Here is a 26,393-nt window from a genome sequence, read left to right on the forward strand (position 1 = left end):
TCCCGCCGTGCAGTCATCGGTGGTTTGCGTCATCTAGTGACGGCGCGTATCCCCGCCGTAAACGGCGAGGTTTTGCGCCTGCTCATCCGATAAACTCGATCGGGTGTGAGAGCGATATCCGGAACCAGTACGTCCCGCGCCGGGCAGGAACCTCGCGGAGAAACCCGGCGAGGATTTCGTTGGATCGATCACTATATACGGCGTCCGGACCGAGTGCATCTACATGGACACGAGCGACGTCGATGCCGCCGAGGCGGAAGACGGCGCAGGCAATCAGGAACGTGCCGGGGCAGCGGCGGTCCGGACGTTCGAGCTGTCGGATGTGGCCGTCACGGAGGTCGCCTCGTCGGTGCCGACCGTCTCGGAGGCGACCCTTAAACACCGAGCGGGCAGGGAGGCGTCCGAGACGCTCTCGTCGATCCTCGTCGGCGTCGGCGGCGGTCCCCACTCGGGGGCGACCGTCGACTTCGCGAGGGGACTCGCGGCGGAGGCGGACGCGTGGCTCGAGCTGTTTCACGTCGTCCCGGCGAGCGAAGGGAACGCCGAGACGTCGACCGCCGATGCCGACGAGGGGCGTGAAGCGACCGACGGCGACGCTCGCCGACCGATAGACGAACGGGGCGAACGTCTGCTCTCGGCCGCGGGAGATCGGCTCGACGAGTTCGACTGCGTCGACCGATGGATGGTCGAGGGCGAGTCGCCCGCGGACGCCATCGTCGAACAGTCGGCGTACTACGATGCGGTCGTCGTCGGCGCGTCGACGACCGGGGCGGTGGGCCGGTTCGTGTTCAGCTGCACGACCGACGTCGTCGTCGATAATGCCGCCGCCCCCGTGATCGTCGTCGAGGCCGACGGATCGACCGATCTCGTGGGAGATACATGATCGCCAGCCACATCGCTGTCGGGTCAAATATCGCCTGAGGACGAACTCCTCAGTTATATAATGACGGCGACGCGACCGGCTAGCATATAAAAAGCGACGGCGACGCGGTCGTCCGTATATAACTCAGATACATGAAAAGCGACGGCGACGCGGTCGGCGGTGACCGGGCGCGTCCGTCGACGACGATCGCACCCTTTTATTCACCGGCGGAGAACCGTTCCACCATGGAGGTCGGCATCGTCGCTCGAAAGGGAAATCCGCGTGCCGCGTCGCTCGCGAACGACGTCCACGACGCGGTCACTGAGCGCGGCGCCACGGCCTGGATCGACGAGGTGACCGCCGAGTCGCTCGGGATCGAGCCCGGTCGACCGGTCTCGGCGCTCTCCGGGTGTGATCTCGCCGTGGCGGTCGGCGGCGACGGGACGTTCCTGTTCGCCGCGCGCAACGCGGACGGCACGCCCGTCCTCGGGATCAACCTCGGCGAGGTCGGGTTTTTAAACGCGGTGCCGCCCGAGGAGGGAAAAGCGGCGGTGCTGACGGAGGTCGAACGCTTCCGCGACGGCGGGATGAACGTCCGCGAGACCCCCCGGCTCGCCGCGAGCGTCGGCGACTGGCGGTCGGTTCCGGCCGCCAACGAGGTCGTCGTCACGGGACATCGTCGCGGTCCCGGCGGCGGGATCGACTACGAGTTGCGCGTCGACGGGTCGCTTTACTCCGGTGGACACGCCGACGGCGTGCTGGTCGCGACGCCGGGCGGATCGACGGCATACAACCTCGCCGAGCGCGGCCCGCTCGTCCATCCCGCCGTCGACGGCCTCATCGTGAACGAGATGTGCGCATCGGGCGGGATGCCCCCGCTCGCCGTCGGACTCGACGCGACGGTGACGGTGACCGTTCCGGATCCGGCCGGCGCGGTCGTCGTGAGCGACGGCCGAAACCCCCACGAGGTCGACGGACCGGTGACGGTGGAGATACGCCGGACGGAACCGCCGATGCGGATCGCCGGACCCGCAGCCGACTTCTTCGAGGCGCTCGGCAAGCTCTCGTGATCCGAACGCCATCCGGGTTCGTGGTCGCCTTCGAGGTGATCGACCCGTGACGGAGGCGAACGGTCTCGAACCGTTCGCCGACCAGTCGCGCGGCGAACACGTGCTCACGGTTCTCGGTGGGGTCGTCGTGTGTCTCGTCGCCTACGTCGGGACCGCATCGCTCCTGTTCGGGCTCTCTGTCCTCGATCACGGCGCGCCGTTCGGCCCACGCGGTGCCGTCACCGCGATCGCCTCGCTCGCCGTGTGGGGGTACTACACCGGCGCGTTCATCCGTGGGAAGGGTGGTCCCCTGACGGACGTGCTCATCTATCCGACCGTGACGATCGCGCTCGTTCCCGTCGCGTTTCGGTGGCTCGTCTTCGGCCCCGATTGGGTGGGGCTCCGCGAGCGGTTCGCCTTCGTTATCTTCCGCCCGGGATTCATCCTCGATATCGTGATTCACGTCCTGCCCGGCGTGCTCTTTTCTGGACTCCTGTTGGCTCTCTGGGCATCAATGCTCGGTGAGGAGCGGATAGCGGCGTGGCAACGACGGCACCTCACGCCGGCGTTTCGGGCGGCCTTCGTCGAGAAAGAAGGTGACAATGGGAACGAGGACGGGGATCCGAACGATGATCGCGGCGGATGATCGAATAGCAGGGGATCGACCGACGAACGTATGCGGAACGGGGACCGACTCACGGACGTGATCGTCGTCGCGACCGCGGACTTCGAGCTCTATCACGAGGCCGTCCGGGAGCTTCGCGAGCGGGGCCTGCGGATCACGACGATGGAACCGGCAGAGATCGGCCCGAACGGCGGGGGGCTCCCGGCCGAGACGACGGTCGTGATCGCGACCGCCGACGATCGGGTCGACCTCGGCGCTCGGGGAGAGGTCAGCTTCGTCGCCGCGGATCCGTCGGACCCCCGTGCGGCGATCGACGAGGCGCTCGCGACCCTCCGCGGCGACGAGGGACGGACGGTCGTCGAGATCGACCCCGGACCGCAGCCGGGGATCGCGGTCCTCGTCGACGACGTCGTGATCGCCGCGTTTCAGGTGCCCTTACCCGAGGTTTCGGCGGTCGTCGCCGAGGAGGTCGCGGACGCCGCTGACCCGCTCGTTCGCGTCGGCGACGGCGATCGACTGAAGGGGACGCGGATCATCGCCGACCTCGAAGACGTGGGCGGACGCGACGGCGCCCTGACCGTCGAGTTGGTCGATGAGACCGGCACGACGCCGTACCTCGGGAGGGGTGCTCGGGGCGCGAGCGACCTGCTCGCCGCCGTCAACGTGGCCCGGATCGAGGGCGAGCGGGTCGAGCGCCGGGAGATCGATCCCACCGAGGGCGAGATCCGGCGGATACAGGACGAGTCCCGGCGGCGCTCGAACGGGGAACTCACCGTCGGCGAGCCGCTCGCACGGCGCGTCGCCGCCGGCGAGCTGACGGTCGAGGAGGCGGTCGCCGTAAAGCGTGGGGACGGCGAGTCCGATCGGTGAGAGTCCGCGCCGAACGCTCATCGACGGTTGAGGAGCACGACCGCGAGCAGGATGCAGACGCCGCCGGCGACGGTGACGCCAGTGACCGGCTCCGCAAAGAGGATCGCGCCGAGCGCGACCGTCACGACCGGTTCGATGGTGCTCGCGATCCCCGCCCTGCTCGCGCCGATCCGCTCGATCCCCGCAAAGAACAACAACACGGGGACGGCGGTCGCGACCGTCGCAACGCCGATCAGGACGGCCCACGCGTCGAGCGTGGTCGGCACGACGACACCACCGGTCAAAACCGAAATGAAGACGAACGTCAGTCCCCCGGCGGGCAACACGTACGCCGTCAACACGAGGGGGTCGACCGTCCGCAGCACCGTTCGCGAGGTGATGATATAGGCGGCGTACGCGCTCGCCGCCCCGAGGACGATGAGCACCCCGGTCACCGAGGCGCCGGCCGGGTCGGCTCCGACGACGAGCACGATGCCCCCGATCGCAAGCGCGAGGGCGACGACGATCCGCCGGGTGAGCCGTTCACCGAGCACTACGGCCGCGAGAACGACGACGAACGCGGGGTAGGTGTACAACACGATCGCCACCATGCCGGCGGTCATGAACTCCAATCCCAGAAAGTAGAGCCCGCTCATCGTGGCATAGCCGAACGCCCCGAGCGCGAACGCGACCCCGAGCGTCCGTCCACGGAGCGGTCGAAACCTGTCGCTCGCCGCGAGCACGATCCAGACGATCGCCGCGCCGACGAGGAACCGATAGGTCAACACGGTCGGGATCGACAGCCCGACGCGCTGGGCGTAGATGCCGAAGATCCCGAGCGTGCCGAATCCGACGGCGGAGACGAGCACGAAGACGATCCCCACGCGGTCGGTCCGTGGTTTCGAGGACGGCGTCGCGGTCGGTCGATCGGTCACGGATCGATCGCCGCCTCCGCGCGGCGGAGCACCTCACGGATCGGCAGGTCGGTCTCGGCGGCGACGGCCGCGGCGTCATCGTACTCGGCGCTTACGTCGTAGACGTCGCCGTCGGCGGTCGACGCGAGTTTCACCGTGACGTCGTACTCGCGGCCGTCGACCGATATCGTCGCGGTCTCGAAGGTGCGCTCGGCGACCCAGCGGGTGGTCGCATTCGACCGCCGGATCCCGAGCGTCCCCGTCTCGCGCGCGAGGCGCTCGGCGAGCCGCGACGCAGCTACAGGCTTGCAGATCACCGTCACGTGGTGGCCCGGACGGGACTTCTTCATCGTCGTGGGAACAACCGTCACGTCGAGCGCGCCGGCCGATGCGAGCCGATCGTGTAACCCGCCGAGCACCTCCGGCGTGGCGTCATCGAGGGTCGTTTCGAGGACCGCAACGTCGTCGTGGACGAGCCCCGTCTCGTCCGCGCCAGCGCCTTCAGTGGATCCCGCAGCCGTTGGATCCGCGGCGACCTCGCCGACGAGCGACCGAAGCACGTTCGGACGGTCCGGAAGGTTCGTCCGTCCCGCGCCGTAGCCCGAGCCAGTCACGTCGAGGGCCGGAATCCCGTCGACGGACTCGGCGATCGCGCCGAGGATCGCGGCGCCGGTCGGGGTACACAGTTCGCGGTCGACGGGTCCGCCGACGAGGGTGAGCGCGGTCCGTTCGGCGATCTCGACGACCGCCGGTGCAGGGATCGGATAGGTCCCGTGGCTCATTCGGACCTCGCCGCCACCGACCGCGATCGGGGTCGTCACGACGCGGTCGACGTCGAGGTCGGCGAGCAGCAGTGCCGCGCCGACGACGTCGGCGATCGCATCGTCCGCGCCGACCTCGTGAAAGTGGACGCCCTCAAGGGTCGTGCCGTGAACCGCCGCCTCCGCGCGACCGAGCAGTTCGAAGGCGTCGAACACGACGCGCGACGTTTCAGGGTCGAGATCCATCGACTCGACGATCGCGACGACCTCCTCGTAGTGGCGATGGGTACCCGCGTGTTCCGCGTGGTCGTCGTGGTGGTTGGGTTGGTCGTGGTCGTCGTGGTGGTTGGGTTGGTCGTGGTCGTCGTGACCGCGACCATGATCGCCGGGCGACCCGGAATCGTGACCCCTCGCCCCGTCCGTGAGGAGGACATCGACGGTCGTCGCGCTTATGCCGTTTTTCAGGGTATCGTCGACGACGTATCGGATCGGAAGCCGATCCTCGACGGGGTCGAGGACGGCCGGATCGGCGCCGGCGGCGATGAGCGCGGCACAGATCATGTCGCCGGCCGCGCCGGTTCGGCCGTCAAACGCGAGCGTTCGCATTGGCGAACACACCACGGCGATGGCTAAAGAGTCTCCCGACTGCTCCGCTCGCTCGCCGCTTATCCCCCGCTTACCGGTGGGAAAAGCGCCAGCTCGTCGCCCGCCGCGAGCGTCGTCTCCATGCCCTCCTCGTGGTAAACGTTCTGTCCGTTCCGCAGGAGGTTGATGTGGTCGGCGATCTCGTCGCCATCGAGGACGCGCTCGCGAAGCGCCGGGCGTGACGCAAGCAGCGCCTCGAAGGCGTCACCGACGGTGTCACCGGGCTCCACGTCGACCGCGATGGTTCGATCGCCGGCGATCTCAGCGAGGTCGGCGAACAGCTTCCACTCCATACGTGAACGCCGTCGTCCCCATCCAAGAGCGTTGCGCCCGCGACCTGCGTCCTCAAAGACCGTGACCTCGGAGTCCCAGGACTTCCACCCAAGGCGGCCGACCGGCAGATCAGCGGGAATCAGGCCCGGAGCGGTCGCCATCGGACGGCTCATCGCCAGCACGGGTCGGCCCGGGATCGGCCGCGGCAGCACCGTCCGTCGCACGCCCGTCGGGTTCGGCGGTGTTGCTCCCCTCGTCGTCACCTATCCCGTCGGTGTCACCCCCCTCATCGGTCGGCGTGTCCGCGCCATCGACGGCCTCCGCGGCCGAGACTTCCTCACTGTCCGTCGTCTCGGCGTCGGGCGCGGTTCCAGCCGCAGCGTCGGCCTCGAACCGCCGGATCGCGTCGGGGCGGCCCACCAAGTAGGCCGTGTCGGTCGGGGCGAACCGGTACGCCCGCGGCGGGATCGGCTGGACCTCCCCATCGGCCGATTTGACCGCCGCGACCACCGCGGTGACGTCGCCAACGGCGGTGTCGACCAGGACGCTGTCTGGCTGGACGGTGACGGTCGCCAGCGTCTCGTCGGCGTTTCGAAGGAGCGAGGCGAACTCCCGATCGGCCTGCGGTTCGGCGGGTAGCGTCACGAGCCGGTAGCCACCCTCCACGGAGAACTTCGTGGCGTCGGCCTCGTCGACGGCGAGCGTGGCGACGTCCTCGGCCACGCCACGAAGCTCGCCGGTGGCCACCCGCTTCGGTTCCGGATCGGTGCGCCACACCTGTACCATGTCGCCGGGCGTCGCGTTGTTCGGTGGGTCCGCGGAGAGCGCGACCGCGACCCGTCCGGGCGCCAGCGTCGGACCGATCCCCGTCGCCCTGGAGCCGACCGCGAAGTACTCGAGCGTCCCGTCCGCCGCGAGGTCGACGTCGACGTAGCCCACGCCGTAGTCGGTCTTGATCCGATCGACGAGCTGGGCACGGAGCTCCTCGACCGTGAGCCGTCGCGGAAACAGCAACGTTTTGCCGGCCAGCTCGGCCTTTTTCTCCGAGGAAACCGGCTCGTAGGTGTCCACGTCGCCGATCTCCTCGGCCGACGGGATCGTCACGGCCGTGTGCCGGCCGACGGTGCGAACGACCCGGCTCAACTCGCCGTCGAAGTCCTTCAACCCGGTGAGCGCGAAGACGTCGACGGCGACGCGGTCGCCCGCATACCGCCCGACCGGCGTCACCGCCGCCGCGACCCCGAGCGCGACGACGTTGAAAAAGACCCCCTCGGGCGTCAACAGCGCGGCATCGGCACCGCCCGCGAGCTCGCCGAGCGAGGCCGTGTTGAGATAGAGCGCGACGATGGCGATCCCGAGCAACCCCGCGACCCCCTCCGGAATCTCCGCGCGGAAGTACCAGCGGTACGTCACCGCGCCGGCGCCCGAAACGAGCAGCGAGAGGGCCCCGAAGGTGACGAGCGTCACCGCTGCCGCATACGGATCCGCGAACGTGACACCCGTCACCGTGGACGGCACCGGGGGGATCATTTCGCCACCTCCGTGAACCGGTCGAGCGCCTCACGCGTCCCGACGACGAAGAGTTCGTCGCCGGCGGACAGCTGCTGAGTGCCCCGTGGGGCGATCGTCCACGACTCGTGTCTCGCTGCGAGGATCGAGACCTCGTAGGCCTCGCGAACGCCGACCTCGCCGATCGTGTGCCCGTCGAGCGCCCCGCCGGAAACCACCGTCACCCGCCGGAACCGCTTGCCGGCCCGCCGAAGCAGCGTCGTGAGCTCGTACTCGCGTCTGGTTCCCCGGGAGAGGACGAGCACCCGACCCCGTTCGGCACGCAAAAGCGGGACGGCTTCCGAGCGGTCGACCGCCACCGTGACCCGTCCCTCCCCGCCGGTCGTCGCGGGCGTTGCGGGGGTTGCGGACGTCGACGGCGAGGTTGGTTTCTTCTCTCCGCCGTCCGTCACGAGCGACTCGGTCGACTTCGCGTCCTTTTTGTCGTCTTTTTTTCCGCCCGACTTCGCCGCGAGCAGCGTCCCCTCGACGGTCACCTCGGGTGTGATCACGCGGACTACATCGCCGCGTGCGAGCCCCGTCGGGACGAGCGCGGGGACCGACACGGCCCGTTTGCCGGCCGGAACGCGCTTCGAGAGCCCGGCCGATGGCGGCGCGGCGGACACCGTCGCACGCGCCTTCTCGTCGATAGAAACGACGACGTCGGCGACGTCGAGCTCCGTTTTGAGCCGCTCGGCGAACCGGCTCTCCAACTCCGTCAGGGGGACGTCGGCCGGGAAGGTCCACTCGCCGTCGGCGATCGCCTGACGGGTCTCTGCCGGCAGCGGCGGGTAGCCCTCCATGTCGCCGACCTCACCGACGACGGCCACCCGTACGCGTCCCCGGCCGCCGACGAGTTCGACGACGTCCGTCGAGAGCGTGCGGTCGCGGAGCCCTTTTAACGACATTCGCTTCGGGACGTTCGCGCCGAGCTTGTCGCCCTGGGCGTGTGCATACAGCGAGAGCATGAGGACGATGATGATCGCGGTGAGGATCGCGGGTGCTCGCTCGGCGGAGCGGATCGTCTCGTCGTTGAGCGCGAGCAACCCGCCGTTTATCCCCGCGATCGCCAGCGCGAGGACGACCACCCCGAGTCCGGGGATGGTCACGCCGGTAAAATATTTAAATACGAACCCCAGGACCCCGGCGACGAGCGCGGGAATGATCCCGGTGATGATCCCCAGATAGATACCGAAGAGGATCTCGATAGGGAGCGTCATATCCGCTGCAGAACGGGGGACGTTAAACCATTGTCGCACGCAGATTCATATTAGCGAAACAACATGAATCGTCATACATGTGTGCCTCGCCGACGGGCTTCCCTCGCGAGATTTAAGTCTCACCTCGGTCACCGGAGCCCTATGGAGCGGAATCGTGAGTGGGTGACCGTCCGGGTGTCGGTGGTGTTGACGTTCGCGGTCGCGTTGCTTTCGATCCTCGTCGGGCTCCTGCATATCGCCGGGTTCGGCGTCGAGGGACCGCTCGCGCCGTTCGTTCCCGACGTGATCCTTCGAACCGTCGGCTTCACCGGGACGATCACCGGCTTCGCGATGTTCGGGAGCGGGTTTGCGTTAAAAAGGCGGTATCGGATCGGCTGGTACACCACGGGGCTGTTGCTCCCGTTGACGGCGTTTCAGGGGCTGTTGCAGGCGTCGGTGTTCGCATATCCGCTGGTGGTCCTTTCGATCCTTTCGATGCTCGCGCTCATCGTGAACCGCGGCCGGTTCGATCGGCCGTTTAGCCCGTCGCCGACGCAGCTCGCGGCGGCGGCGGCGCTCGTGACTGCCATCGCCTACGGAACGGTCGGGTCGTACGCGTTGCGCGACGAGTTCGAGGGGATCGAAACCATCGTCGACGCCTTTTATTTCACCGTCGTCACCGCCTCGACGGTCGGATACGGCGACATCACCCCACAGACGGGGGCGGCCTCCGATATCGCCCAGCTGTTCGTGCTCTCCTCGCTCATCATGAACGTCGCGGCCTTCGCGGTCGCGCTCGGTGTCCTGCTCACGCCCGCCATCGAGGCACAGCTCTCCAAGGCGCTCGGAAAAATGACAGAGAAACAGTTCGACCTCCTCGACGACCACATCCTCGTGTTAGGCTACGGGGAACTGACCGAACCGATACTCGAAGAACTCAACGGACGGAACGTGGAGTACGCGGTCGTCTCGACGAACGAGACGGCCGCGAGGACGCTCGGCGAGCGCGGGATCGCCGTGTTGACCGCGGACCCGAGCGACGTTGAACCGCTCGAACGCGCCCACATCACGGACGCGCGGGCGGTCGTCGTCGCCACGAACGACGACGCGCGTGACGCGTTGGCGATCCTTACGGCGAGACAGCTCAACCCCGACGTGCGGATCGTCGCGGCCGCAACGCAGCGCGAGAACGTCAACAAGCTCCGTCGGGCCGGCGCCGATCAGGTCATCTCCCCGGCGACGCTCGGCGGGCACCTCATCGTCGGCTGCGCCTTCGGCGCGGACAGTCACGACATTACGGGGCGAATCCTCGGGGAGGATCCGGAGGACGTGTAGGCTGAAGGAGCGCGAGTTTCGTCAGCTAACGCGAGTTTCGTCAGCTAGCTTGATACAGACGTGAGCGGGCGCTCACACGGTCCTGAAGCATGGCCGGGGTGGGCTCCGAACCCACGATCTCCGCATGTCCCAGGTCCGAGGCTCGGCGGAGCCACGGGAAGGACGCGGACGCTTCCAAGGCAGCGTACCGCACCGAATCTCTGAACCCTATGAGTGCGGCGCTATGTCCAGCTAAGCCACCCGGCCTCACCGTACCGTACCGCGATAACGCTCTTTAACCTTCGCATCCGCGCCGAATGTGGGATCGAGTCACATACCGCAACGTACCCGCTTCGAGTCGTGGGCCGTGTCCGTGTCTCGTCCCGTCCCGAAGGGACCCACGGAACGGCTTATCGAGCACCCACGCCGAATATCAATCCATACAGCCGGACCCCGCGGATTTAAGCCGCGGCGGGCGTACCGTCGCCGTATGACCCTGCCCGACCGACTCGCCGGGGCCGTCGACGACGAGAGCGTCGTCGCCGAGGTCCCGCTCGGCGGTGACGACCGCCTCGTCGTCACGCCGACACGAACGCTCGTCTATCGCGCCGACGGGCTGTTGTCCGATGAGACCGTGGAGACGTACGGCCACGACGTCGAGCGTGTCAACGTTTCCACAGGTCGCCGGAAGGCGAAGCTCACGCTCGGTTACGGCCTCGACGGCGAGAAGACGATCTCGCTGCCCGCCTCCAAACTGGAGGACGCCCTTCACCCGGTGCTCGCGGGGATCCTCTCGGGCACCGGCGTCACGGAGTCCGGCGAGTCCGTGATCCGGACGTTCCGATTCTCGGAGCTCACCCTCGTGATCACGAGCCACCGCGTCGTGAAACACGTCGGCGCCGCGGTCTGGGACGAGGAGTTCGAGGAGTTCCCCTACGACGAACTCACCGGCCTCGATTTCGAGGAGGGGACCGTCGCCACCTCCGTCGTGTTGACACACGGCGGCCGCTCGGAGCGGTTCAAAGCGCCGAACGAGTCCGCGCGGGCCGTCCGGGAGACCCTCACCGACGCGGTCTGTGAGTTCTACGAGGTCAGCGACCTCGCGGCGTTCCGCCAGCTCGTCGCGGAGACGGAGGAGGAGTCCGAAAACGACGGTCCGACGACCGACTTCGGGGCCGGTCCCGACCCGCTCTCGGCGAGTCCCTCGGCGGACAGCGACACGACGATCCAGGACGCCGACGGGTCGTTCGCGGGGATCGGAGCGCCCGGCGAGGGTGGAGCGGACGACGCTGGGACCACGGACGGGATGACCGTCGCCGAGGCCGCCACGACGGAATCGACGGAATCGACGGAGTCGACGGATCCGCTCGCGGTTGACGCACTCGAATCCGCACCGAACGAACCGGCGGGAACGGGCGGCGAGGGCGCCTTCGAGGCCGGATCCGCCGGGGGTCACGAATCCGGAACGGGGCCGGGGGAACCCTCCGCCGTCGACGACGAGGGCGACGCCTTCGAGGGATCTCCGTTTGAACCCACCGAGGTCCGTGAGGAGTCCGCCCTGAAGACGGAGGTCGCCGCGCTGCGCGAGGCCGTCGAGGCGCAGTCTGACCGGTTGGATCGGCAGGCGGAACTGATCGAGACGCTCATCGAGGAGCTTCGACGCGGCCGATAGCGGTCGTCGGGACACTCACTCCCGGTCGACTCGACGCCAGCACTCACTCCCGGTCGACTCGACGCCAGCACTCACTCCCGGTCGACTCGACGCCAGCACTCACTCCCGGTCGACTCGACGCCAGCACTCACTCCCGGTCGACTCGACGCCAGCACTCACTCCCGGTCGACTCGACGCCAGCACTCACTCCCGGTCGACTCGACGCCAGCACTCACTCCCGGCCGGTCACCTTCCGAACGCACGAGGAGCCGAACGGCCCGAGCTCCCCGGCCTCGAAACACACGAAGTGTCCGGTGGTTATCCCGGCCCCACATCGGCGGCACTCGAAGTGACCGTCACGGGCGATGACTTGGCTGTCGAAGTTCACGTACGTGCCGCCGCGACGGATCCGCAGGCGGACGTTCTCGCGGTCGATCACTCCCCGTTTCTCCGCGGCGTCGAGGATCTCGCGGGTCACAGACGGGCTCGTCGTCACCGTCTCGATCCGGTCGATCGCCTCCGGCAGTGGGAGCGTCTCGTGTTCGAGATGGGCCAACAGTTCGACCCCGAGCTCGACGGTTTCCTCGCGCGTCGGTTTGCGATCCGGATCCGCGGATCGTCTCCGAGTGGCATCGTTCCGCTCCCGTGTCACGTACGGTGCCACCCGCCGAATCGACTTAAATCGACGGGACGGGCCGATCGCGAGGGACCCACAAGGCGTTTATCGGTCGCCGCCGCAGTTGGTGCGTGAACCGTCGGCACGTCGTCATCGGGACCGCCATCGCCGCGGTGGTGATCCTCGCGGCCGCCGTCTCCCCGGACCGGGCGCTCGGCCTCTTGGAGTGGCTCTCGGCGGAGCCGGTCCGATTCGCGCTGGCGCTGTTCGCACTCGCCGCGATCCGGCCGTTCCTCGCGTGGCCCACGACGCTGCTTGCCGTCGCGGTCGGGTTCGGCTACGGATGGATCGGCGTCCCGTTTGCCGCCCTGTTATTGACGCTGACCGCGCTCCCGCCGTATGCCCTCGCGCGTGCCGGCAGAACGGGGATCGTCGGCCGTGGGGACGACGTCGACCGGAGGAAGGACATCGATCGTGAAGGCGATGTTGACCGGGGAAACGACGTCGACCGCGGGAGCGACGGCGCGAGCGACGATGGCCTTCCGGGGAGGTCGGTGCTCACGGCGGGCGAGCGGTTCGTCGACGTCGCCGGCGGCGTCCGGACGATCGCGGCGACGCGATTTCTGCCGCTGCCCGCGGACGTGATCTCGATCGCCGCGGGGGCCGCAAACGTCCGGCTCCGGCCGTTCCTGATCGGGACCGCCATCGGGGAGTTCCCGTGGGTGATCGCGGGGGTCGCCATCGGCGTTTCGACGGATCGGTTGGTCGCCGGCGACCTCTCCGTGGTCGATCCGACGCTGTTTCTCGCCATGGCCGCCGCGGCCGTCATCCTCCTCGCCGGGCCGCTCTATCGGGCCTATTACGATCGGGCGACGCAGCGTCGTAGCGCGTAGCGGCCGTTAGCACACCGGGAACCCACCTGCCGCCGATAGGACCTCCATCCGATCGAAGTCGGGAACGTCTAAGTCGTGGGGGCCCAAGCGGGCGTATGGTCGAGCCACCGGCAACCGACGAGGGATGGTTCGTGTTACACGAGTTTCGGTCGATCGACTGGGACGCGTGGCGCGAGGCACCCGAACGCGAGCGCGAGCGGGCGATAGAGGAGGGCGAGTCGTTCCTGCGACACCGCGAACTCGTCGCGGACGCCGAGGAGGGCGACTCCGCGGTTTTCTCCGTACTCGGGCACAAAGCGGATCTGCTCAGCGTTCACTTCCGACCGACCCTCGATGACCTCTCGGCGATCGAGCGGCGCTTCGAGGAGACGGCGCTCGCGGCGTTCACAGACGTCGAGCGATCGTACGTCTCGGTCACCGAGGTCTCGGGCTACGTCTCGGATGAGTACTTCACGGGCGACAAAGCGGACGTCGACGCGGGGCTGCGAAACTACATCGAGGGGAAACTGAAGCCGTCGATCCCCGACGACGAGTACGTCTCGTTTTATCCGATGAGCAAGCGGCGCGGCGAGACGGACAACTGGTATGACCTCCCGTTCGACGAGCGGGCCGACCTGATGGCCGAACACGGCGAGACCGGGAAGGAGTTCGCCGGACGGATCTCACAGGTGATCGCCTCCTCAGTCGGCTTCGATGACCACGAGTGGGGCGTCACGCTCTTCGGGAGCGATCCGACGGATATCAAGGACATCGTCTACGAGATGCGCTTCGATGAGGTCTCCTCGCGATACGGCGAGTTCGGCACGTTCTACGTCGGCCGCCGGTTCCCCGCGAGCGACCTCGGGGCCTACCTGAACGGCGCGAAGGTTCCCACGAGCGCACACGACGAGGAACCTGCCGGACACGACGGGCACGACTCGGAACACGGGCACGACTCGGAACACGGGGACGCACACGCTCATGGGGAGCGTGGGGACGCCCACGGCCACGGTGGCGATGGAGACGACGACGCGGACGACGCACACGGCGGCGACGACGACATCCGCGGCGAGCTCGCCGACCTCGACATCTACGCCGGAAAGCCGCACGGCGAGGACGTCTACGCGACGGTCCTCTACAGCGAGGTCGACGCCGACGACCTCTTCGAGGAGGTCGAAGGGCTCCGAGGCAACTTCGAACATTACGGGTCACACGTGAAGACGGCCGTCTACGCGGGTCGCGCGACCGACCGGGCGGCCGTCGTCTCCATCTGGGAGACCGCAAGCGCGGCTGAGACCGCCGCCGGCTTCCTCTCCGAGCTTCCCGGGATCGTCGCCCGCGCGGGCGAGGAGTCCGGCTTCGGTACGATGGGGATGTTCTACACCGTCAAGACCGAACACCGCGAGGACTTCACCGGGACCTTCGACGACGTCGGCGAGCTGCTCGCGGAGATGGACGGGCACGTCGAGACCGACCTCATGGTGAACGTCGAGAACGCCGACGACATGTTCATCGCCAGCCAGTGGGAGGCGAAGGAGGACGCGATGGCGTTCTTCCGCTCGGACGCGTTCAGCGAGACCGTCCGCTGGGGCCGTGAGGTGCTCGCGGACCGGCCGCGACACGTCTTTTTGGCCTGAAGGCGATCCATCATCGGCCGTTTTTAAGTCCCCGGTGATCCAACGTCGGGTATGTTCGACAGCATCGTGGTCGCGACCGATGGCTCCGAGAGCGTCCGCCGGGCCGTCGACGTCGCGGTCGACATCGCGGCGCGGTTCGACGCCGAGGTCCACGCGCTGTACGTCGTCGACGCCGGGGAGGTCGAGTCCTCGCCCGATGAGGTACGCGATGATCTCCGGGCCGCGCTCGACGAATATGGGGACGAGGCGCTGGCGACCGTCGTCGACACGGCCGACGGACGGGGCGTTCCCGTTCGGACCGCGGTCCGTGAGGGTCGCCCGGCCGCGGAGATCTGTACGTACGCGCGGGAGGTCGACGCCGACCTCGTCGCGACCGGCACGCGCGGACGACACGGCGAGAACCGGTTCCTCATCGGCTCGGTCGCCGAACGCGTCGTGCGGACCTGCCCGGTCTCGGTGTTGACCGTCCGGCAGCTCACCGACGAGAGCCCACGGCGGACGACCGTCTGATCGACGTGCGCCTCACGGCGGCGGGGAGGCCATCGTCGTACGGCTTATAAGGGACAACACTGAGCGAGCCTGACGTGCTCGGAGGACGGAACGCCCAAGGCGTCCGTGCAACCGGGAAGCGAGCGCCGGAGAACGGCGGAGTTTTCCCCCTGCCGACCACGGTACGGATATGGACGAGACACTCATCGACGAGTCGGACATCCCCCGGTCCCGGTATTCGAGGCTGCCCGGGAAGGGATTCTTCTATCCCGATTCGTTGGACGAGGAGCGCGCGGAGACCCGCGCCGCCGAGACGATCGAGGGCAGCGAGGCGGTCGTGATCGCCGACGGCGACGCCGATGGCCTCGCCTGTGCGGCGATGATCCGTGAGACCTACGACGCCGCGCTCGACGTCGCCGACTTCGAGGCCGCCATCGAGAAGCGGTTTGACCGGGAAGCAAGCGATACGGACGACACGCCGGAACAGGAGACTGAGGAGGACGGGACGGGGACGGCGGATCCGCTCGAGAACGTTCATGCGGAGTCGCCCGTCGGCCTCATCGCCGCCGGTCCGTACTCGCTCGACACCGCCCTCGAACGGGTGGAACGGTACGCCGACGAGGGGATCGACCTGTACGTCTGTGACCTGTGTCCCGACCGGTTCGAGCCGATCGCGGAACCGCTCACGTCGCTCGCGAGGTCGTGTGAGGCGATCCGCTGGTTCGATCACCACCAGTGGGACGAAGGGGTGGCCGCGTCGGTCCGCGAGACGGGCGTCGACCTCGTCGTCGGCGACTCCGAGGAGGAGTGTACCGCGGACGTGACGCTCCGCTCGCTCGATCACGCGTTCGATGCACGCTGGGAGGAGCTCGCGACCGTGACGCGGGATCACGACCTCTGGATCAAGGAGGACCCACGCTCGGACGACCTCGCCGACTACTCCTACTGGAGCGGGGCGGAGGAGTACGCGACGGTGATCGGCGCATACGGCGCCGACCTTCCGGAGGCGGTGCGGGCGTATATCGACCATCGCCGCGAGGAGAAGGCCGCGCGGATCGACCTCGCGGTCGCGCGCGCGGTGACCCACGAGGTCGGCGACTGGACCGTCGGCGTGACCTACGGCCGCTGTTCACAGAACGAGGCCGCGGACCGGCTCCGCGAGGAGGGCGCGGACGCGGCCGTGATCGTGAAGCCCGCGGGCTCCGCGTCGATCCGCGGCTCCGAGGGCTTCGAGTTCGCCCACGAGGTCGCCGGCCGGGTCAACGGCGGCGGCCACCCACGTGCGGCGGGCTGTAAACCCGACATCTACGACGACATGCTCGATTACGCCCAGCACTGGACGACGGAGGGACAAGCGTGCAAGCGGGTGATCCTCTCGGCGTTCGAGGCGGTCGCGGAGGAGGTTTCCGTAGCGACGGAGGCGACGGAGGCAGCGGAGGCGGCGGACACCGCCGACGGCGACGAGGCGTGATCAACGCCGGCGGTGTAGAGTGACGAACGAGATCAGCGTTCCTTTTTAAGCGGTGAACAGCCGCCGGGGGAAGTCCGCGAGCGTCTCCGCGCCGTTCGGGGTGACGGTGAACGTCTCGCTCAACTCGACGCCGAACTCGTCCTCCCAGAGGCCCGGGATCACGTGGAAGGTCATCCCCTCCTCTAAGACCGTCTCGTCGCCGGGGCGAATGCTCGCGGTGTGTTCACCCCAGTCCGGCGGGTAGCCGAGCCCCATCGAGTAGCCGATCCGGTCCTCCTTTTCGACGCCGTATTTCGCGATCGTCTCGCGCCACGCCGCCTCGACGGCCTCGCAGGTGACACCCGGTTCGACGGTATCGAGCGCGGCCTCCATTCCCTCGATGACGATCCCGGCGGTCTCCTCGATGGCGGCGGGCGGGTCGCCGACGAACGTGGTCCGCGCGAGCGGTGAGTGGTAGCGATGGCGACAGCCGGAGAGCTCGATCAGGACGGGGTCACCCTCCTCGAACTCGCGGTCCGTCCACGTGAGGTGGGGGGTTCCGGTGTGGTCGCCTGAGGGCATGAGCGGGACGATGGCGGGATAGTCGCCGCCGTATTCCTCGGTGCCGCGGATCAGCCGCTCGTAGATGGCGGCGGCCGCCTCGTACTCGGGGACGCCCGCCTCGATGGCGTCGAGTCCGGCGCGCATCGCCGCCTCGGAGATACGCGCGGCCTCCCGCATGTATGCGATCTCGCGGTCCGACTTGCGGATGCGCAACCAGTTCACGAGCAGGTCGGCATCGACGAGGTCGGCGTCGGGGAGGTTCGAATCGAGCCGGAGGTAGGATTTCGCCGTGAAGTAGGAGGCGTCGGTCTCGACGCCGATCCGGCCGTCCGCCACGTCGAGGTCGGCGAGGACCCCCGCGAGGTAGTCCATCGGGTGGAGGTCATACGGCGAGTGGACGTGATCGTCGCTGTAGGCGCGGATGTTCGGCTCCGAGAGCCACGTCGTCGCGCGCGCGCCGTTCGCGTCCATGTCGCGGCCGACCCAGACGGGCTCGTCGTGTTCGCGGGTGAGCACGACCGCCTGATGGACGTAAAACGACCAGCCGTCGTAGCCGGCGAGGTAGTTCATGTTCGCCGGATCCGAGACCACGATCGCGTCGAGGTCGCGTTCCGCGAGCGCCGCCTGGGTTCGTTCGACCCGCGTTTCGTACTCGGTCGTCGGGAAGACGTTGCGTGACATGGTGGCAACTATCACTCGATCCGTCGAGCAGGGCCGACTAAAACATTGTGTGTATCACGGCTACGAAATTCGGTTATCGAGAGGCCCTCGTGGGGGTGCATGCGGGCGTCGACACGAAGCCGGAGGCTACATGACCACCCTCGTCGTCCCCCGAACCATGGGCGAGTACGCCGTCGAACTCGAGGTCCGGTTCAGGGACATCGACGCGATGGGACACGTGAACAACGCGGTGTATGCGACCTACATCGAGCAGGCGCGGACGCGGTACGTCCGGGACGTCTTGGAGACGGACCTCGCGTCGATCCCCACGGTGCTCGCGTCGCTGTCGATCGACTATCGCCGGCCGGTGTTGCTCTCGGACGGGGCGGTGACGGTTACGATCGAGGTCCCCAAGGTCGGGACCTCAAGTCTCCCGATGCGATACACGATCGCGACCGCCGACGGCGACGTGGCCGCCGAGGCGGAGTCGACGCAGGTGTTTCTCGATCCGGAAACCGAGCGTCCGACACCGATCCCCGAGCGGTATCGGGAAGCGATCGTCGAGCGACACGGGTTATAACTGGAGGCGGGCGGACGGATCGCTGACTGGGGGGTGGCGGCCATGAACGCGTGAGTGGCGACCGCGAAGGCGGGTGAGTGGCGACCGCGAAGGCGGGTGAGTGGCGACCACACCTTTTTTCGAGCGCGCACGCCTGAGTGGTGACATGGCGATCACGCTGTATTCGTTGGACGGCTGCCCGTGGTGTGAGAAGGTTCACGACGCCCTCGACGCCGAGGGGATCGACTACGAAACCGAGTGGGTCGAGCCGTTACACTCCGATCGAAACGAGGTGCGACGGGTGAGCGGTCAACGTGAGGTCCCGGTGCTCGTCGATACCGAGCGGGGTGTGACGATGGCCGAAAGCGCGAAGATCCTCGAATACATCGAGCGGAGCCTCCAATGACGATCTACACGGGTCGCGGCGATGCGGGCGAGACGGACCTCCGGGACATGACCCGGGTCTCGAAGACCGCGCCCCGTATCGAGGCGTATGGCACCGTCGACGAGGCGAACGCACTCATCGGGACGGCGTCTCCGACCGGCTACGACGACCTCGACGACGTGCTCGAGCGGATCCAGAACCACCTCCATATCGTACAGGCTGACCTCGCGAACCCCGACCCGGATCCGGACGACCCTCGAGTTCGACCGGCTCATGTCGAGGAGTTGGAAGAACGGATCGACGAGTTCGACGCGGAACTCGATCCGTTGCGGTCGTTCATCCTGCCGGGTGGCGGCGAGACCGGTGCGGCCCTCCATCACGCCCGGGCGGTGGTCCGGCGATCCGAACGGCGGACCGTCGCGCTCGCCCGTGGGGAGGAGACGAACGAGGTCGTGATCACATATTTGAACCGACTCTCCGATATGCTGTTCACGCTCGGCCGGGTCGCGAACGCCCGCGATGACGTCCCTGAACGGTCGCCGTCGTACTGATCGGCCGACTCCCGGTGATCGGCCGACTCCCGGTGATCGACTGTTCCCTGCCGGTCGACCGATTCCCGTCTCGGATGAAAAGACGATCGGCCGCAAGGCATATATCCGTCGTCCGCCAAAGGACAGATATGAGCAAGCACTTTGAGGACGCGAAGTACTACCTCGGACGAGCGGCAGAACACGCCAAAGCGGGCGTAAAAGAGGAGCTGGAGCCGCTCGAGACCCGCGTGCGCGACCTGATCGGTCAGGAGGAGGAAGAGGAGCCGGAGTCCTCGCGCCTCGAGAAGTTGCAGGCGGATCTGAAGGCGCTGGAGGAGCGTGCCGAGGGTGAGGCCCGCGAGGCGGTTGCCGCCGCACGGGAAAAAGTCGAGGCGTATCGGAACCGCGAAGAGCCCGTCGAGAAGTAACCGTTCACGTCGGTCCCGTTCGCCATGAGGTCGCCTCCGACGGTTCGAACCGACCGACACAGCAACCCTTAAGTCCCGGAATCGGGTAGATGAGAACGGAAGGGTTGGTGGTCTAGTCCGGTTATGACGCCGCCTTCACACGGCGGAGATCGGCGGTTCAACTCCGCCCCGACCCATTTTCCGAGTAAAACACCGAGCGACAGGAGGCGCAGGGAGACGAAATCGACCACGTTGGTTCGAGCGGTCTGTTAGGGCATCGCCCTCACGGCTCGACGGATGCGGCTCGCCGAACTTTCAACCGGTCTCTTCACCCTTCTTTTGGTACGCGTTGCATTTCCACCCTCATCCCTTTTCGTTGCGCGCCGTAGGAATGTTTATACGTGAGACCAAATAACACACCACGAAAGGTGGCAGTATAATGCCGGGACATCAGACCAACGGACGACGCACATTTCTTCGATCAGCGGCAGCAGCGGGGAGCGCTGTCGCGCTCGGGGGGCTAGCCGGCTGTACGGATCTCCTCGATGAGGATCAGACGCTGACGGTTGCCGTGTACGGCGGCATCTTCCAGGAGGTCATGGACGAACATCTCTTCGAGCCGTTCAACGAGGAGGTCGACTTCGAGGTCGAATCCGAAGAACAGCCGACGGCCGAGGAGGCGCTTGCACAGTACGATAGCGCCGTGGGCGCCGGGGAGGCCCCGGTCGACGTCGCGATCATGTCGACCATCGGGGTTCTCCGCGGGGTGAACGGCGAGTTGTGGCACCTCTGGGATGGCGAGGACGAGTTCGACAACATCCAGTACATCAGCGACGACCTGATCGAGGAGCGTGACGGCGGCATCGCCAGCATCGGGGCGCTCTCGTGGTACATCAACCTCGTACAGAACACCGACGTGTACGAGGACCCCATCGAGTCCTGGGAGGCGCTCTGGGACGACGAGTACGACGACTCGCTGGGCCTGCTCGGGCTCGCGTCGAACTCGTTCCTCCTCGATGTGACCGCCGAGCTATATTTCGGCGGGCAGGAGGTCCTCAAGGAACGCGACGGCGTCGAGGAGGTCTTCGAGGAGCTCGAAGGCGTCACCGATCAGGTGAACTTCTGGTACGAGAACGAGGCCGAATTCCAACAGCGGCTCCGGGACGCCGAGGTCCCCGCGGGCATGCTGTATAGTGACATCACGAACGTGATGCAGGCCGACGGCGCGCCGGTCAGATCGAACTTCCCCGAGGAAGGGTCGATCATCGATTCGGGCTCTTGGGTCGTCCTCGATACGTCCGATCTCACCGAGGAGGCACGCCAGTTCATCGACTACGCGAGCCGTCCGGACGTACAGGATACGCTCGCCGAGAACCTCTTTACGGCGCCGGTGATCGACTTGGAGCACTCCGAACTCGACGATGAGACCTACGAACGGGTCGCCGGCCCGGGCCCCGAGGAGGCGATCGTTCCCTACTACGACCTCTACGTCGAGGAGGAAGACTGGGTCAACGAGCGCTGGGAGGAGTTCATCATCGGCTGATACCCGATGAGTGGTATCTCCCTCTCCGGCGTAACGAAGCGATATCCCGGCGGGGTCCTCGCGGTGAAAGGCGTCGATATCGACATCGAAAGCGGCGAGTTCGTGACGCTTGTCGGGCCGTCCGGCTGTGGCAAGACGACGACTCTGCGGACCATCGCCGGTTTCGAGCGGCCGACCGAGGGAACGGTCTCCATCGCCGACAGGGACGTCACCGACGCGCCACCGTACGAGCGAAACACGGGGATGGTGTTTCAGGACTTCGCGCTCTTTCCGCACATGAGCATCCACGAGAACGTCGCCTACGGGATGGAGGTCGACGGCGATCACACGACCGAGGAGATCGACGCTCGAGTCGCCGAAATGCTCGAACTCGTCGAACTCCCCGGCGTCGGCGATCGGACTCCGGACCAGCTCTCCGGCGGTCAACAACAACGGATCGCGCTCGCGCGGGCGCTTGCCCCGCAGCCCGACGCGCTCTTGCTTGACGAGCCGCTCGCGAGCCTCGATAAGAAGCTTCGCGAACAGATGCAGGTGGAGCTACGGCGGATCCAAGAGGAAGTCGGGATCACGACCGTCTTCGTCACCCACAACCAGGAGGAGGCGTTGACCATGTCCGACCGGATCGCCGTCATGAACGACGGGCAGTTCGAGCAGGTCGGCGCGCCCGGCGAGGTCTATAACGAGCCCGCGACGCGGTTCGTCGCCGACTTCCTCGGCACGGCGAACCTGTTCGACGGATCGGTGACGGGTGTCGAGAACGGCTATGCGACCGTCGACTGCGGTGACATTGTGATCCGGGCGCAAAACGACGGTGTCGGGACGGGACGCTCCGTCTCCGTCGTCATCAGGCCCGAACGACTCACCATCGACGACGGGTCCGCGGCGGTCGACGGAGCCGGTATCGCGAACACCTTCGAGGGGATCGTCCAGTTCAAGCGTCACCTCGGCAGCAGCGTGGAGTACCACCTCGAGACCGAGGAGGGTCGGAAGCTCATCTTCGTCCGGCGGAGCGGGACCGACGAGCGATCGGCTGGCGATCAGCTCTCGGTCCGGGTGAACGCCGCGGACTGCCGAATCGTGGAGGCGTAGGTGGGGGCGAAATCGTCGGCGGCTGACGACGGCCGTGCCGGGGTACGAGCCAACGCGAAGTGGTATGCGATCTCGTATCCGTTGTTCTGGCTCGTGGCGGTCTTTCTGGTTCCGCTCACGATGCTCGTCGTCTTCAGCTTCTACGTCAACATTCCCGGGGGATCATATCGCGCCGGTTTTACCCTTGAGAACTACGCACGCTTTCTCGATGTCTCCCTGACGGCGGGATGGCCACCGATCGAGACGAACCTCTATCTTCGTCAAACGTGGTTAACCGTCGAAATCTCCCTCGTGACGGCGTTCGCCAGCCTGGTGCTCGGCTACCCGATCGCGTACTATCTCGCCCGCATGCGTCGACCGTGGCTTCGAAGCCTACTTCTGATCACGATCATCTCCTCGCTGTGGGTAACGTACGTGATCCGTGCGTACGCCTGGCAGGTCATCCTCGCATCCGGCGGCGTCCTGAGTTCGACCGCGGTCAGGCTCGGTATCATCGCCGAACCGCAGTCGTTTTATCCCGGGTACTGGGGGCTCGTCGTCGGGATGGTGTACGTGTTCTTGCCGTTCATGATCCTGACGCTGTACAGCAGCATCCGCAACATCGATGACGAGCTGCTCGAGGCGTCGAAGAACCTCGGTGCGGGACCGAGCACGACCTTCCGGCGGGTGACCCTCCCGCTCTCGAAGAACGGGATTTTGAGCGGTCTCGCGCTGGTTTTCATTCTCGCACTCGGCGCCTACGTCATGCCGCGGCTGCTCGGGAGTTCTGCCGAACGCACCCTTCCCGTCCTGATCGAAGCGCAGATCATGGGCGAGCAGAACTACCCGTTCGGCGCGGCGATGAGCATCGGGCTGATCGTCGTCGTGCTCGCGTTCCTCTGGGTGATGGTTCGGTTCACGAACCTCACCACCGCCAGCCTCGGCGGCAGCGAGGTCGCCGAACCTGACGGGGGCCGAACGAGCGTAGCCGCGTCGCCATCCCGCTCCGGCATCGGTTCGAGAGTCCAAGCCGGTCTCGGAAGGCTCGCCTCGACGATAGGCGTGATCCGAGTCGTCGCTGGCATCGCTCGACGAACCGACGCCGTCATCACGCGAGTCGATGCGCGCACCCGTGAGCGGATTATCGCGCTCGTAAACCGAATAACCGTCGCGGCCATCGTCACGTTCATCGCGGCCCCGTTGGCGATCATCATCGCGGTCTCGTTCACGCCCGAACAGTTCCTCACGTTCCCGCCGGGTGGATTCTCGCTGCAGTGGTACGTCGAGTTCTTCACGGACGCCTCGTGGCTCATCGCGCTTTTGAGCAGCCTCGGGATCGCCGGCGCTGCCGCGCTGTTGAGCACGACGATCGGCGGGACGCTGGCGTTCGCGCTCGACCGATACGGCTACCGCTGGGGGACCATCTTCGGTACCTTCGGCGTGTTGCCGATCCTGGTGCCGCCGGTCATCGTCGGGGTGGCGTTTCTCGTCTTCTTCCTCGAGGTCGGACTTGCCGGCTCGCGGCTGGGAATCATCGTCGCACACGGGATCTTCTACGCCCCGTTCCCGTTCATTCTGATCGCACAGGGGCTCGATGAGATCGATCGGACCTACGAGGAGGCAGCGATGAACCTCGGCGCCTCGCCGATGCGGACGCTCCGGACGATCACGTTCCCGCTGCTGCGGGCGAACGTGGTCTCCGGCGCGCTGTTCGCGTTCATCCTCTCGTTGAACGAGTACATCATCGCGTGGCTGCTGTCGCTGTTTCTCGTCGATACGATCCCGATCCAGATCTTCAACTCGCTTCGGTACGGCTACTCGCCGACGATCGCGGCCGCGAGCGTGGTCTTCATCGCGCTTACCGTCGTCGTGATGGTGGCGATCGACCGGATGTCTGGGGGGATCTGGGAGTGACCGACGGGCGCGAAGTTACGGTCGCGGTGGCGCAGACGGTACCCGAATTCGGCGCCGTCGAACGGAATCGGGACCGAACCGTCGAGATCGTCCGCGACTGTGCGGACGCCGACCTTGTGGTCCTTCCGGAGCTGTCCACGACCGGATACGTCTTCCAATCACGGGAGGAACTCACGTCGCTCGCGGAGTCGAGCGACGGCGCGACCGCGATCGCGTGGGAGCGGATCGCAGCCGAGACCGGAACGTGGATCGTAGGTGGGTTCGCAGAACGTGATGGCGAGGCGCTGTACAACAGCGCGCTCGTCGTGTCACCGGACGGCATTGTTGGACGGTATCGAAAGCTTCACCTCTGGAACGAGGAGAAGCGCTGGTTCGAAGCCGGTGAGCGGGTGACGACGTTCGAGACCCCGTTCGGAACGCTCGGCGTCCAGATCTGCAACGACCTCTGGTTCTCCGAGCTGTCGATCACGCAGGCGGAGCGGGGCGTGGATCTCGTCGCCGTGCCGACGAACTGGGTACCGGGTCCGAGCGAGGGTGCCCGTCCCGCCGGCTGGACGATGGGCGTCCATCGAGCCGTCGCCTGTGCGAACGAGAACCGCCTCTTCATTGCCTGTGCGGATCGAGCGGGGGGCGAGCGAGGACTCACGTTCGAGGGACAGAGCGTGATCGTCGATCCGAACGGGCTCCCCATCGCGGGGCCGGCCCCGACGGCGGGCGAGCACGTGTACAGTGCGACCTGTGCGATCGATCGAGCCCGGGACAAATCCCTGACGCCCCGGGACGACGCGCTCGCGGATCGCCGGCCAGACATCTACCGACTCTGAGGAGCCGTGGGACGGTCAGTCCTCAAGCACCGCCTGCTCGGGTAGGGTCCCGTCCAGCCCTTCGCGTTCGCGGATCCCATAGAGCGTCTCCCATCTCGCGGCCAGTTCGTACTCTGCGAGCGCGGCCAACAGGAGTTCGCCCGGACCCGCATACGTGATGGTCCCGAAGGCCCACGTCGAGGTGCCGCTCGGGAGGGGTTTCTGTTCACGCGGTCGCCGGAAGGAAAGCGCACCGCCCAACGACTGTTGGGTGGCGATCGAGACGTCCCGGGCCTCCTCGAAGCGGTTGAGCGGAAATTCACGGCTGTCACCCACGAGCAGGCCACGATCACCACCCTCGAGAACGCGTTTCACGTCCGTTCGTCCCGCCTCGATCAGAAGCGAGATGACGTCGATGGAGGAGCCCTCGCCGTTGATGATGTCCACGTAGCGAACGATGCGGCCGCCATGGTCCGGAAACGGCTCGTTTCCGGCGGGTTCCGTCGGTTCGTACTCAAGCACGCCGGAGGTGGAGATGGTCGCGTCGACACCTTGGGCGAGAAGGACGCCGTCCAGCGTGATGCTGGAGGCGGTCACCAACCTGACGTCACCGGGTTCGTTCGCATCGCTCGCCTCAAGGGCGATAGGTATCGGGCCGAAGGGACGTTCGGCGATGGCGGCGACGACTGCAAGGGCGTCATCGACACGTTCGTCGGCGAGAAACGCCGCCGAGGCGACGAGCGTCCCCGTGTCTTCGGTGGGGTCGTAGCCGACGCGGCTGGTCAGCGTGGCGATTCGGGCGCGGATCTGCTCAAGCCGTGTATCGACATCGCCCCGCTCGAGTTCGGCTTTCCCCGTCGGTGTCAGCCGTCGCCCCTGTCCGGGCACCTTCTCGGTCAGCCCGAGCTCATCGAGGTTCGAGAGCGACAGCCTGATCGTCCGATCCTTGATATCGTACCCGTGGAGCTGCAACAGCTCGAACAGCTGGATGCTCCCGATCGGCCCGTGTCGATCGACCAATCGAAGGAGGTCATACGTTCGCCTGTCGAGATCCGGCGCCATCGATATCGTACTACTGGGGAAGCAGTGTAACCAAGGTTTGGTTTCGGTCGTTCGTGGTCCACGGTCACGGGATACGCTTTTATACGCTGGAACGGATAGTGAGGTGGCAACGTATTGCCGGCATAACAAACGATGACACTAACA

The 26,393-nt window shown here is 66.8% G+C and carries 26 protein-coding genes and 2 tRNA genes; 19 read left to right on the forward strand and 9 right to left on the reverse strand.

The genetic code is table 11. The features are described 5' to 3' along the window. The first annotated feature begins 223 nt into the window (after positions 1 to 223). From CHB65_RS12045 to CHB65_RS12060, 4 genes are all read left to right on the forward strand, one after another. Entirely contained in the window at positions 224 to 883 is a 660-nt protein-coding gene (locus CHB65_RS12045) for a universal stress protein (protein ID WP_089385325.1), read from the forward strand. Between the two features lie 224 nt (positions 884 to 1,107). Further along, complete coding sequence (locus tag CHB65_RS12050; protein ID WP_089385396.1) at positions 1,108 to 1,932, forward strand: NAD(+)/NADH kinase; 825 nt, start codon at positions 1,108 to 1,110, stop codon at positions 1,930 to 1,932. A gap of 46 nt (positions 1,933 to 1,978) precedes the next feature. Continuing rightward, positions 1,979 to 2,557: a hypothetical protein gene (locus CHB65_RS12055; protein WP_089385326.1), complete on the forward strand. Its 579-nt coding sequence runs from the start codon at positions 1,979 to 1,981 to the stop codon at positions 2,555 to 2,557. A gap of 30 nt (positions 2,558 to 2,587) precedes the next feature. Beyond that, positions 2,588 to 3,406, forward strand: a complete 819-nt coding sequence (locus tag CHB65_RS12060; protein WP_394335416.1) for a hypothetical protein — start codon at positions 2,588 to 2,590, stop codon at positions 3,404 to 3,406. Between the two features lie 17 nt (positions 3,407 to 3,423). Here CHB65_RS12060 and CHB65_RS12065 read toward each other — a convergent pair whose 3' ends face one another. The 5 genes from CHB65_RS12065 to CHB65_RS12085 all read right to left on the reverse strand — a co-directional run bounded on the left by CHB65_RS12065 (position 3,424) and on the right by CHB65_RS12085 (position 8,746). After that, entirely contained in the window at positions 3,424 to 4,320 is an 897-nt protein-coding gene (locus CHB65_RS12065) for a DMT family transporter (protein WP_089385327.1), read from the reverse strand. Next, complete coding sequence (larC, locus tag CHB65_RS12070; protein ID WP_089385328.1) at positions 4,317 to 5,666, reverse strand: nickel pincer cofactor biosynthesis protein LarC; 1,350 nt, start codon at positions 5,664 to 5,666, stop codon at positions 4,317 to 4,319. Before larC ends, CHB65_RS12065 begins: the two co-directional genes overlap by 4 nt. 59 nt (positions 5,667 to 5,725) lie before the next feature. Next, positions 5,726 to 5,998, reverse strand: a complete 273-nt coding sequence (locus CHB65_RS12075; protein ID WP_089385329.1) for a ubiquitin-like small modifier protein 1 — start codon at positions 5,996 to 5,998, stop codon at positions 5,726 to 5,728. Positions 5,999 to 6,107: 109 nt separating this feature from the next. Next, positions 6,108 to 7,508 carry a TrkA C-terminal domain-containing protein gene (locus CHB65_RS12080; RefSeq protein ID WP_089385330.1) on the reverse strand — a complete coding sequence of 467 codons (1,401 nt, stop codon included), beginning with the start codon at positions 7,506 to 7,508 and terminating at the stop codon, positions 6,108 to 6,110. Next, complete coding sequence (locus tag CHB65_RS12085; protein ID WP_089385331.1) at positions 7,505 to 8,746, reverse strand: potassium channel family protein; 1,242 nt, start codon at positions 8,744 to 8,746, stop codon at positions 7,505 to 7,507. The genes CHB65_RS12080 and CHB65_RS12085 overlap by 4 nt, the downstream gene beginning before the upstream one ends. Positions 8,747 to 8,887: 141 nt before the next feature. Between CHB65_RS12085 and CHB65_RS12090 the strand changes: the two genes are divergently transcribed. Then, complete coding sequence (locus CHB65_RS12090; protein WP_089385332.1) at positions 8,888 to 10,060, forward strand: NAD-binding protein; 1,173 nt, start codon at positions 8,888 to 8,890, stop codon at positions 10,058 to 10,060. A gap of 90 nt (positions 10,061 to 10,150) precedes the next feature. Here CHB65_RS12090 and CHB65_RS17470 read toward each other — a convergent pair. Next, a tRNA-Met gene (locus CHB65_RS17470) sits at positions 10,151 to 10,306 on the reverse strand. 223 nt (positions 10,307 to 10,529) lie between these two features. On the opposite strand from CHB65_RS17470, the gene CHB65_RS12100 reads away from it, so the two are divergent. Continuing rightward, positions 10,530 to 11,711, forward strand: coding sequence for a DUF7115 domain-containing protein (locus CHB65_RS12100; protein ID WP_089385333.1), 1,182 nt, complete (start codon positions 10,530 to 10,532; stop codon positions 11,709 to 11,711). 211 nt (positions 11,712 to 11,922) lie between these two features. Here CHB65_RS12100 and CHB65_RS12105 read toward each other — a convergent pair whose 3' ends face one another. Then, positions 11,923 to 12,342 carry a DUF5830 family protein gene (locus CHB65_RS12105; RefSeq protein ID WP_089385334.1) on the reverse strand — a complete coding sequence of 140 codons (420 nt, stop codon included), beginning with the start codon at positions 12,340 to 12,342 and terminating at the stop codon, positions 11,923 to 11,925. 95 nt (positions 12,343 to 12,437) lie between these two features. Here CHB65_RS12105 and CHB65_RS12110 point away from each other — a divergent pair, with 95 nt between their 5' ends. The 4 genes from CHB65_RS12110 to CHB65_RS12125 all read left to right on the forward strand — a co-directional run bounded on the left by CHB65_RS12110 (position 12,438) and on the right by CHB65_RS12125 (position 16,775). Next, the gene (locus CHB65_RS12110) at positions 12,438 to 13,199 is read left to right on the forward strand and encodes a TVP38/TMEM64 family protein (protein WP_089385335.1); all 762 of its coding nucleotides are present in this window, start codon (positions 12,438 to 12,440) and stop codon (positions 13,197 to 13,199) included. 95 nt (positions 13,200 to 13,294) lie between these two features. Further along, entirely contained in the window at positions 13,295 to 14,815 is a 1,521-nt protein-coding gene (locus CHB65_RS12115; RefSeq protein ID WP_089385336.1) for a heme-binding protein, read from the forward strand. A gap of 51 nt (positions 14,816 to 14,866) precedes the next feature. Then, a complete protein-coding gene (locus CHB65_RS12120; RefSeq protein WP_089385337.1) occupies positions 14,867 to 15,325 on the forward strand; it encodes a universal stress protein in 459 nt (152 codons plus the stop codon). 169 nt (positions 15,326 to 15,494) lie between these two features. After that, the gene (locus CHB65_RS12125; RefSeq protein ID WP_089385338.1) at positions 15,495 to 16,775 is read left to right on the forward strand and encodes a DHH family phosphoesterase; all 1,281 of its coding nucleotides are present in this window, start codon (positions 15,495 to 15,497) and stop codon (positions 16,773 to 16,775) included. Between the two features lie 45 nt (positions 16,776 to 16,820). Here CHB65_RS12125 and CHB65_RS12130 read toward each other — a convergent pair whose 3' ends face one another. Then, complete coding sequence (locus tag CHB65_RS12130; RefSeq protein WP_089385339.1) at positions 16,821 to 17,999, reverse strand: M24 family metallopeptidase; 1,179 nt, start codon at positions 17,997 to 17,999, stop codon at positions 16,821 to 16,823. A 157-nt stretch (positions 18,000 to 18,156) separates the two neighbouring features. Here CHB65_RS12130 and CHB65_RS12135 point away from each other — a divergent pair, with 157 nt between their 5' ends. The 9 genes from CHB65_RS12135 (at position 18,157) to CHB65_RS12175 (ending at position 25,208) form a co-directional block, all read left to right on the forward strand. After that, positions 18,157 to 18,558: an acyl-CoA thioesterase gene (locus CHB65_RS12135; RefSeq protein WP_089385398.1), complete on the forward strand. Its 402-nt coding sequence runs from the start codon at positions 18,157 to 18,159 to the stop codon at positions 18,556 to 18,558. Between the two features lie 145 nt (positions 18,559 to 18,703). After that, positions 18,704 to 18,943: a glutaredoxin family protein gene (locus CHB65_RS12140; RefSeq protein WP_089385340.1), complete on the forward strand. Its 240-nt coding sequence runs from the start codon at positions 18,704 to 18,706 to the stop codon at positions 18,941 to 18,943. Then, a complete protein-coding gene (locus tag CHB65_RS12145; protein ID WP_089385341.1) occupies positions 18,940 to 19,473 on the forward strand; it encodes a cob(I)yrinic acid a,c-diamide adenosyltransferase in 534 nt (177 codons plus the stop codon). The genes CHB65_RS12140 and CHB65_RS12145 overlap by 4 nt, the downstream gene beginning before the upstream one ends. Before the next feature lie 128 nt (positions 19,474 to 19,601). Beyond that, positions 19,602 to 19,880 carry a DUF7553 family protein gene (locus tag CHB65_RS12150; protein WP_089385342.1) on the forward strand — a complete coding sequence of 93 codons (279 nt, stop codon included), beginning with the start codon at positions 19,602 to 19,604 and terminating at the stop codon, positions 19,878 to 19,880. Positions 19,881 to 19,981: 101 nt separating this feature from the next. Beyond that, positions 19,982 to 20,056 (forward strand) — tRNA-Val (locus CHB65_RS12155). A gap of 242 nt (positions 20,057 to 20,298) precedes the next feature. Beyond that, entirely contained in the window at positions 20,299 to 21,402 is a 1,104-nt protein-coding gene (locus CHB65_RS12160; protein WP_089385343.1) for an ABC transporter substrate-binding protein, read from the forward strand. Between the two features lie 6 nt (positions 21,403 to 21,408). Further along, entirely contained in the window at positions 21,409 to 22,491 is a 1,083-nt protein-coding gene (locus CHB65_RS12165) for an ABC transporter ATP-binding protein (RefSeq protein ID WP_089385344.1), read from the forward strand. Then, the gene (locus CHB65_RS12170; protein ID WP_089385345.1) at positions 22,492 to 24,384 is read left to right on the forward strand and encodes an ABC transporter permease subunit; all 1,893 of its coding nucleotides are present in this window, start codon (positions 22,492 to 22,494) and stop codon (positions 24,382 to 24,384) included. It abuts the gene before it with no gap. Further along, entirely contained in the window at positions 24,381 to 25,208 is an 828-nt protein-coding gene (locus tag CHB65_RS12175) for a nitrilase family protein (RefSeq protein WP_089385346.1), read from the forward strand. The genes CHB65_RS12170 and CHB65_RS12175 overlap by 4 nt, the downstream gene beginning before the upstream one ends. Positions 25,209 to 25,223: 15 nt before the next feature. On the opposite strand, the gene CHB65_RS12180 is transcribed toward CHB65_RS12175, so the two are convergent. Beyond that, positions 25,224 to 26,249, reverse strand: coding sequence for an NrpR regulatory domain-containing protein (locus CHB65_RS12180; protein WP_089385347.1), 1,026 nt, complete (start codon positions 26,247 to 26,249; stop codon positions 25,224 to 25,226). Positions 26,250 to 26,393 lie beyond the last annotated feature (144 nt).

The organism is Halorubrum vacuolatum (assembly GCF_900188065.1).
GTDB classification, from domain to species: domain Archaea; phylum Halobacteriota; class Halobacteria; order Halobacteriales; family Haloferacaceae; genus Halorubrum; species Halorubrum vacuolatum.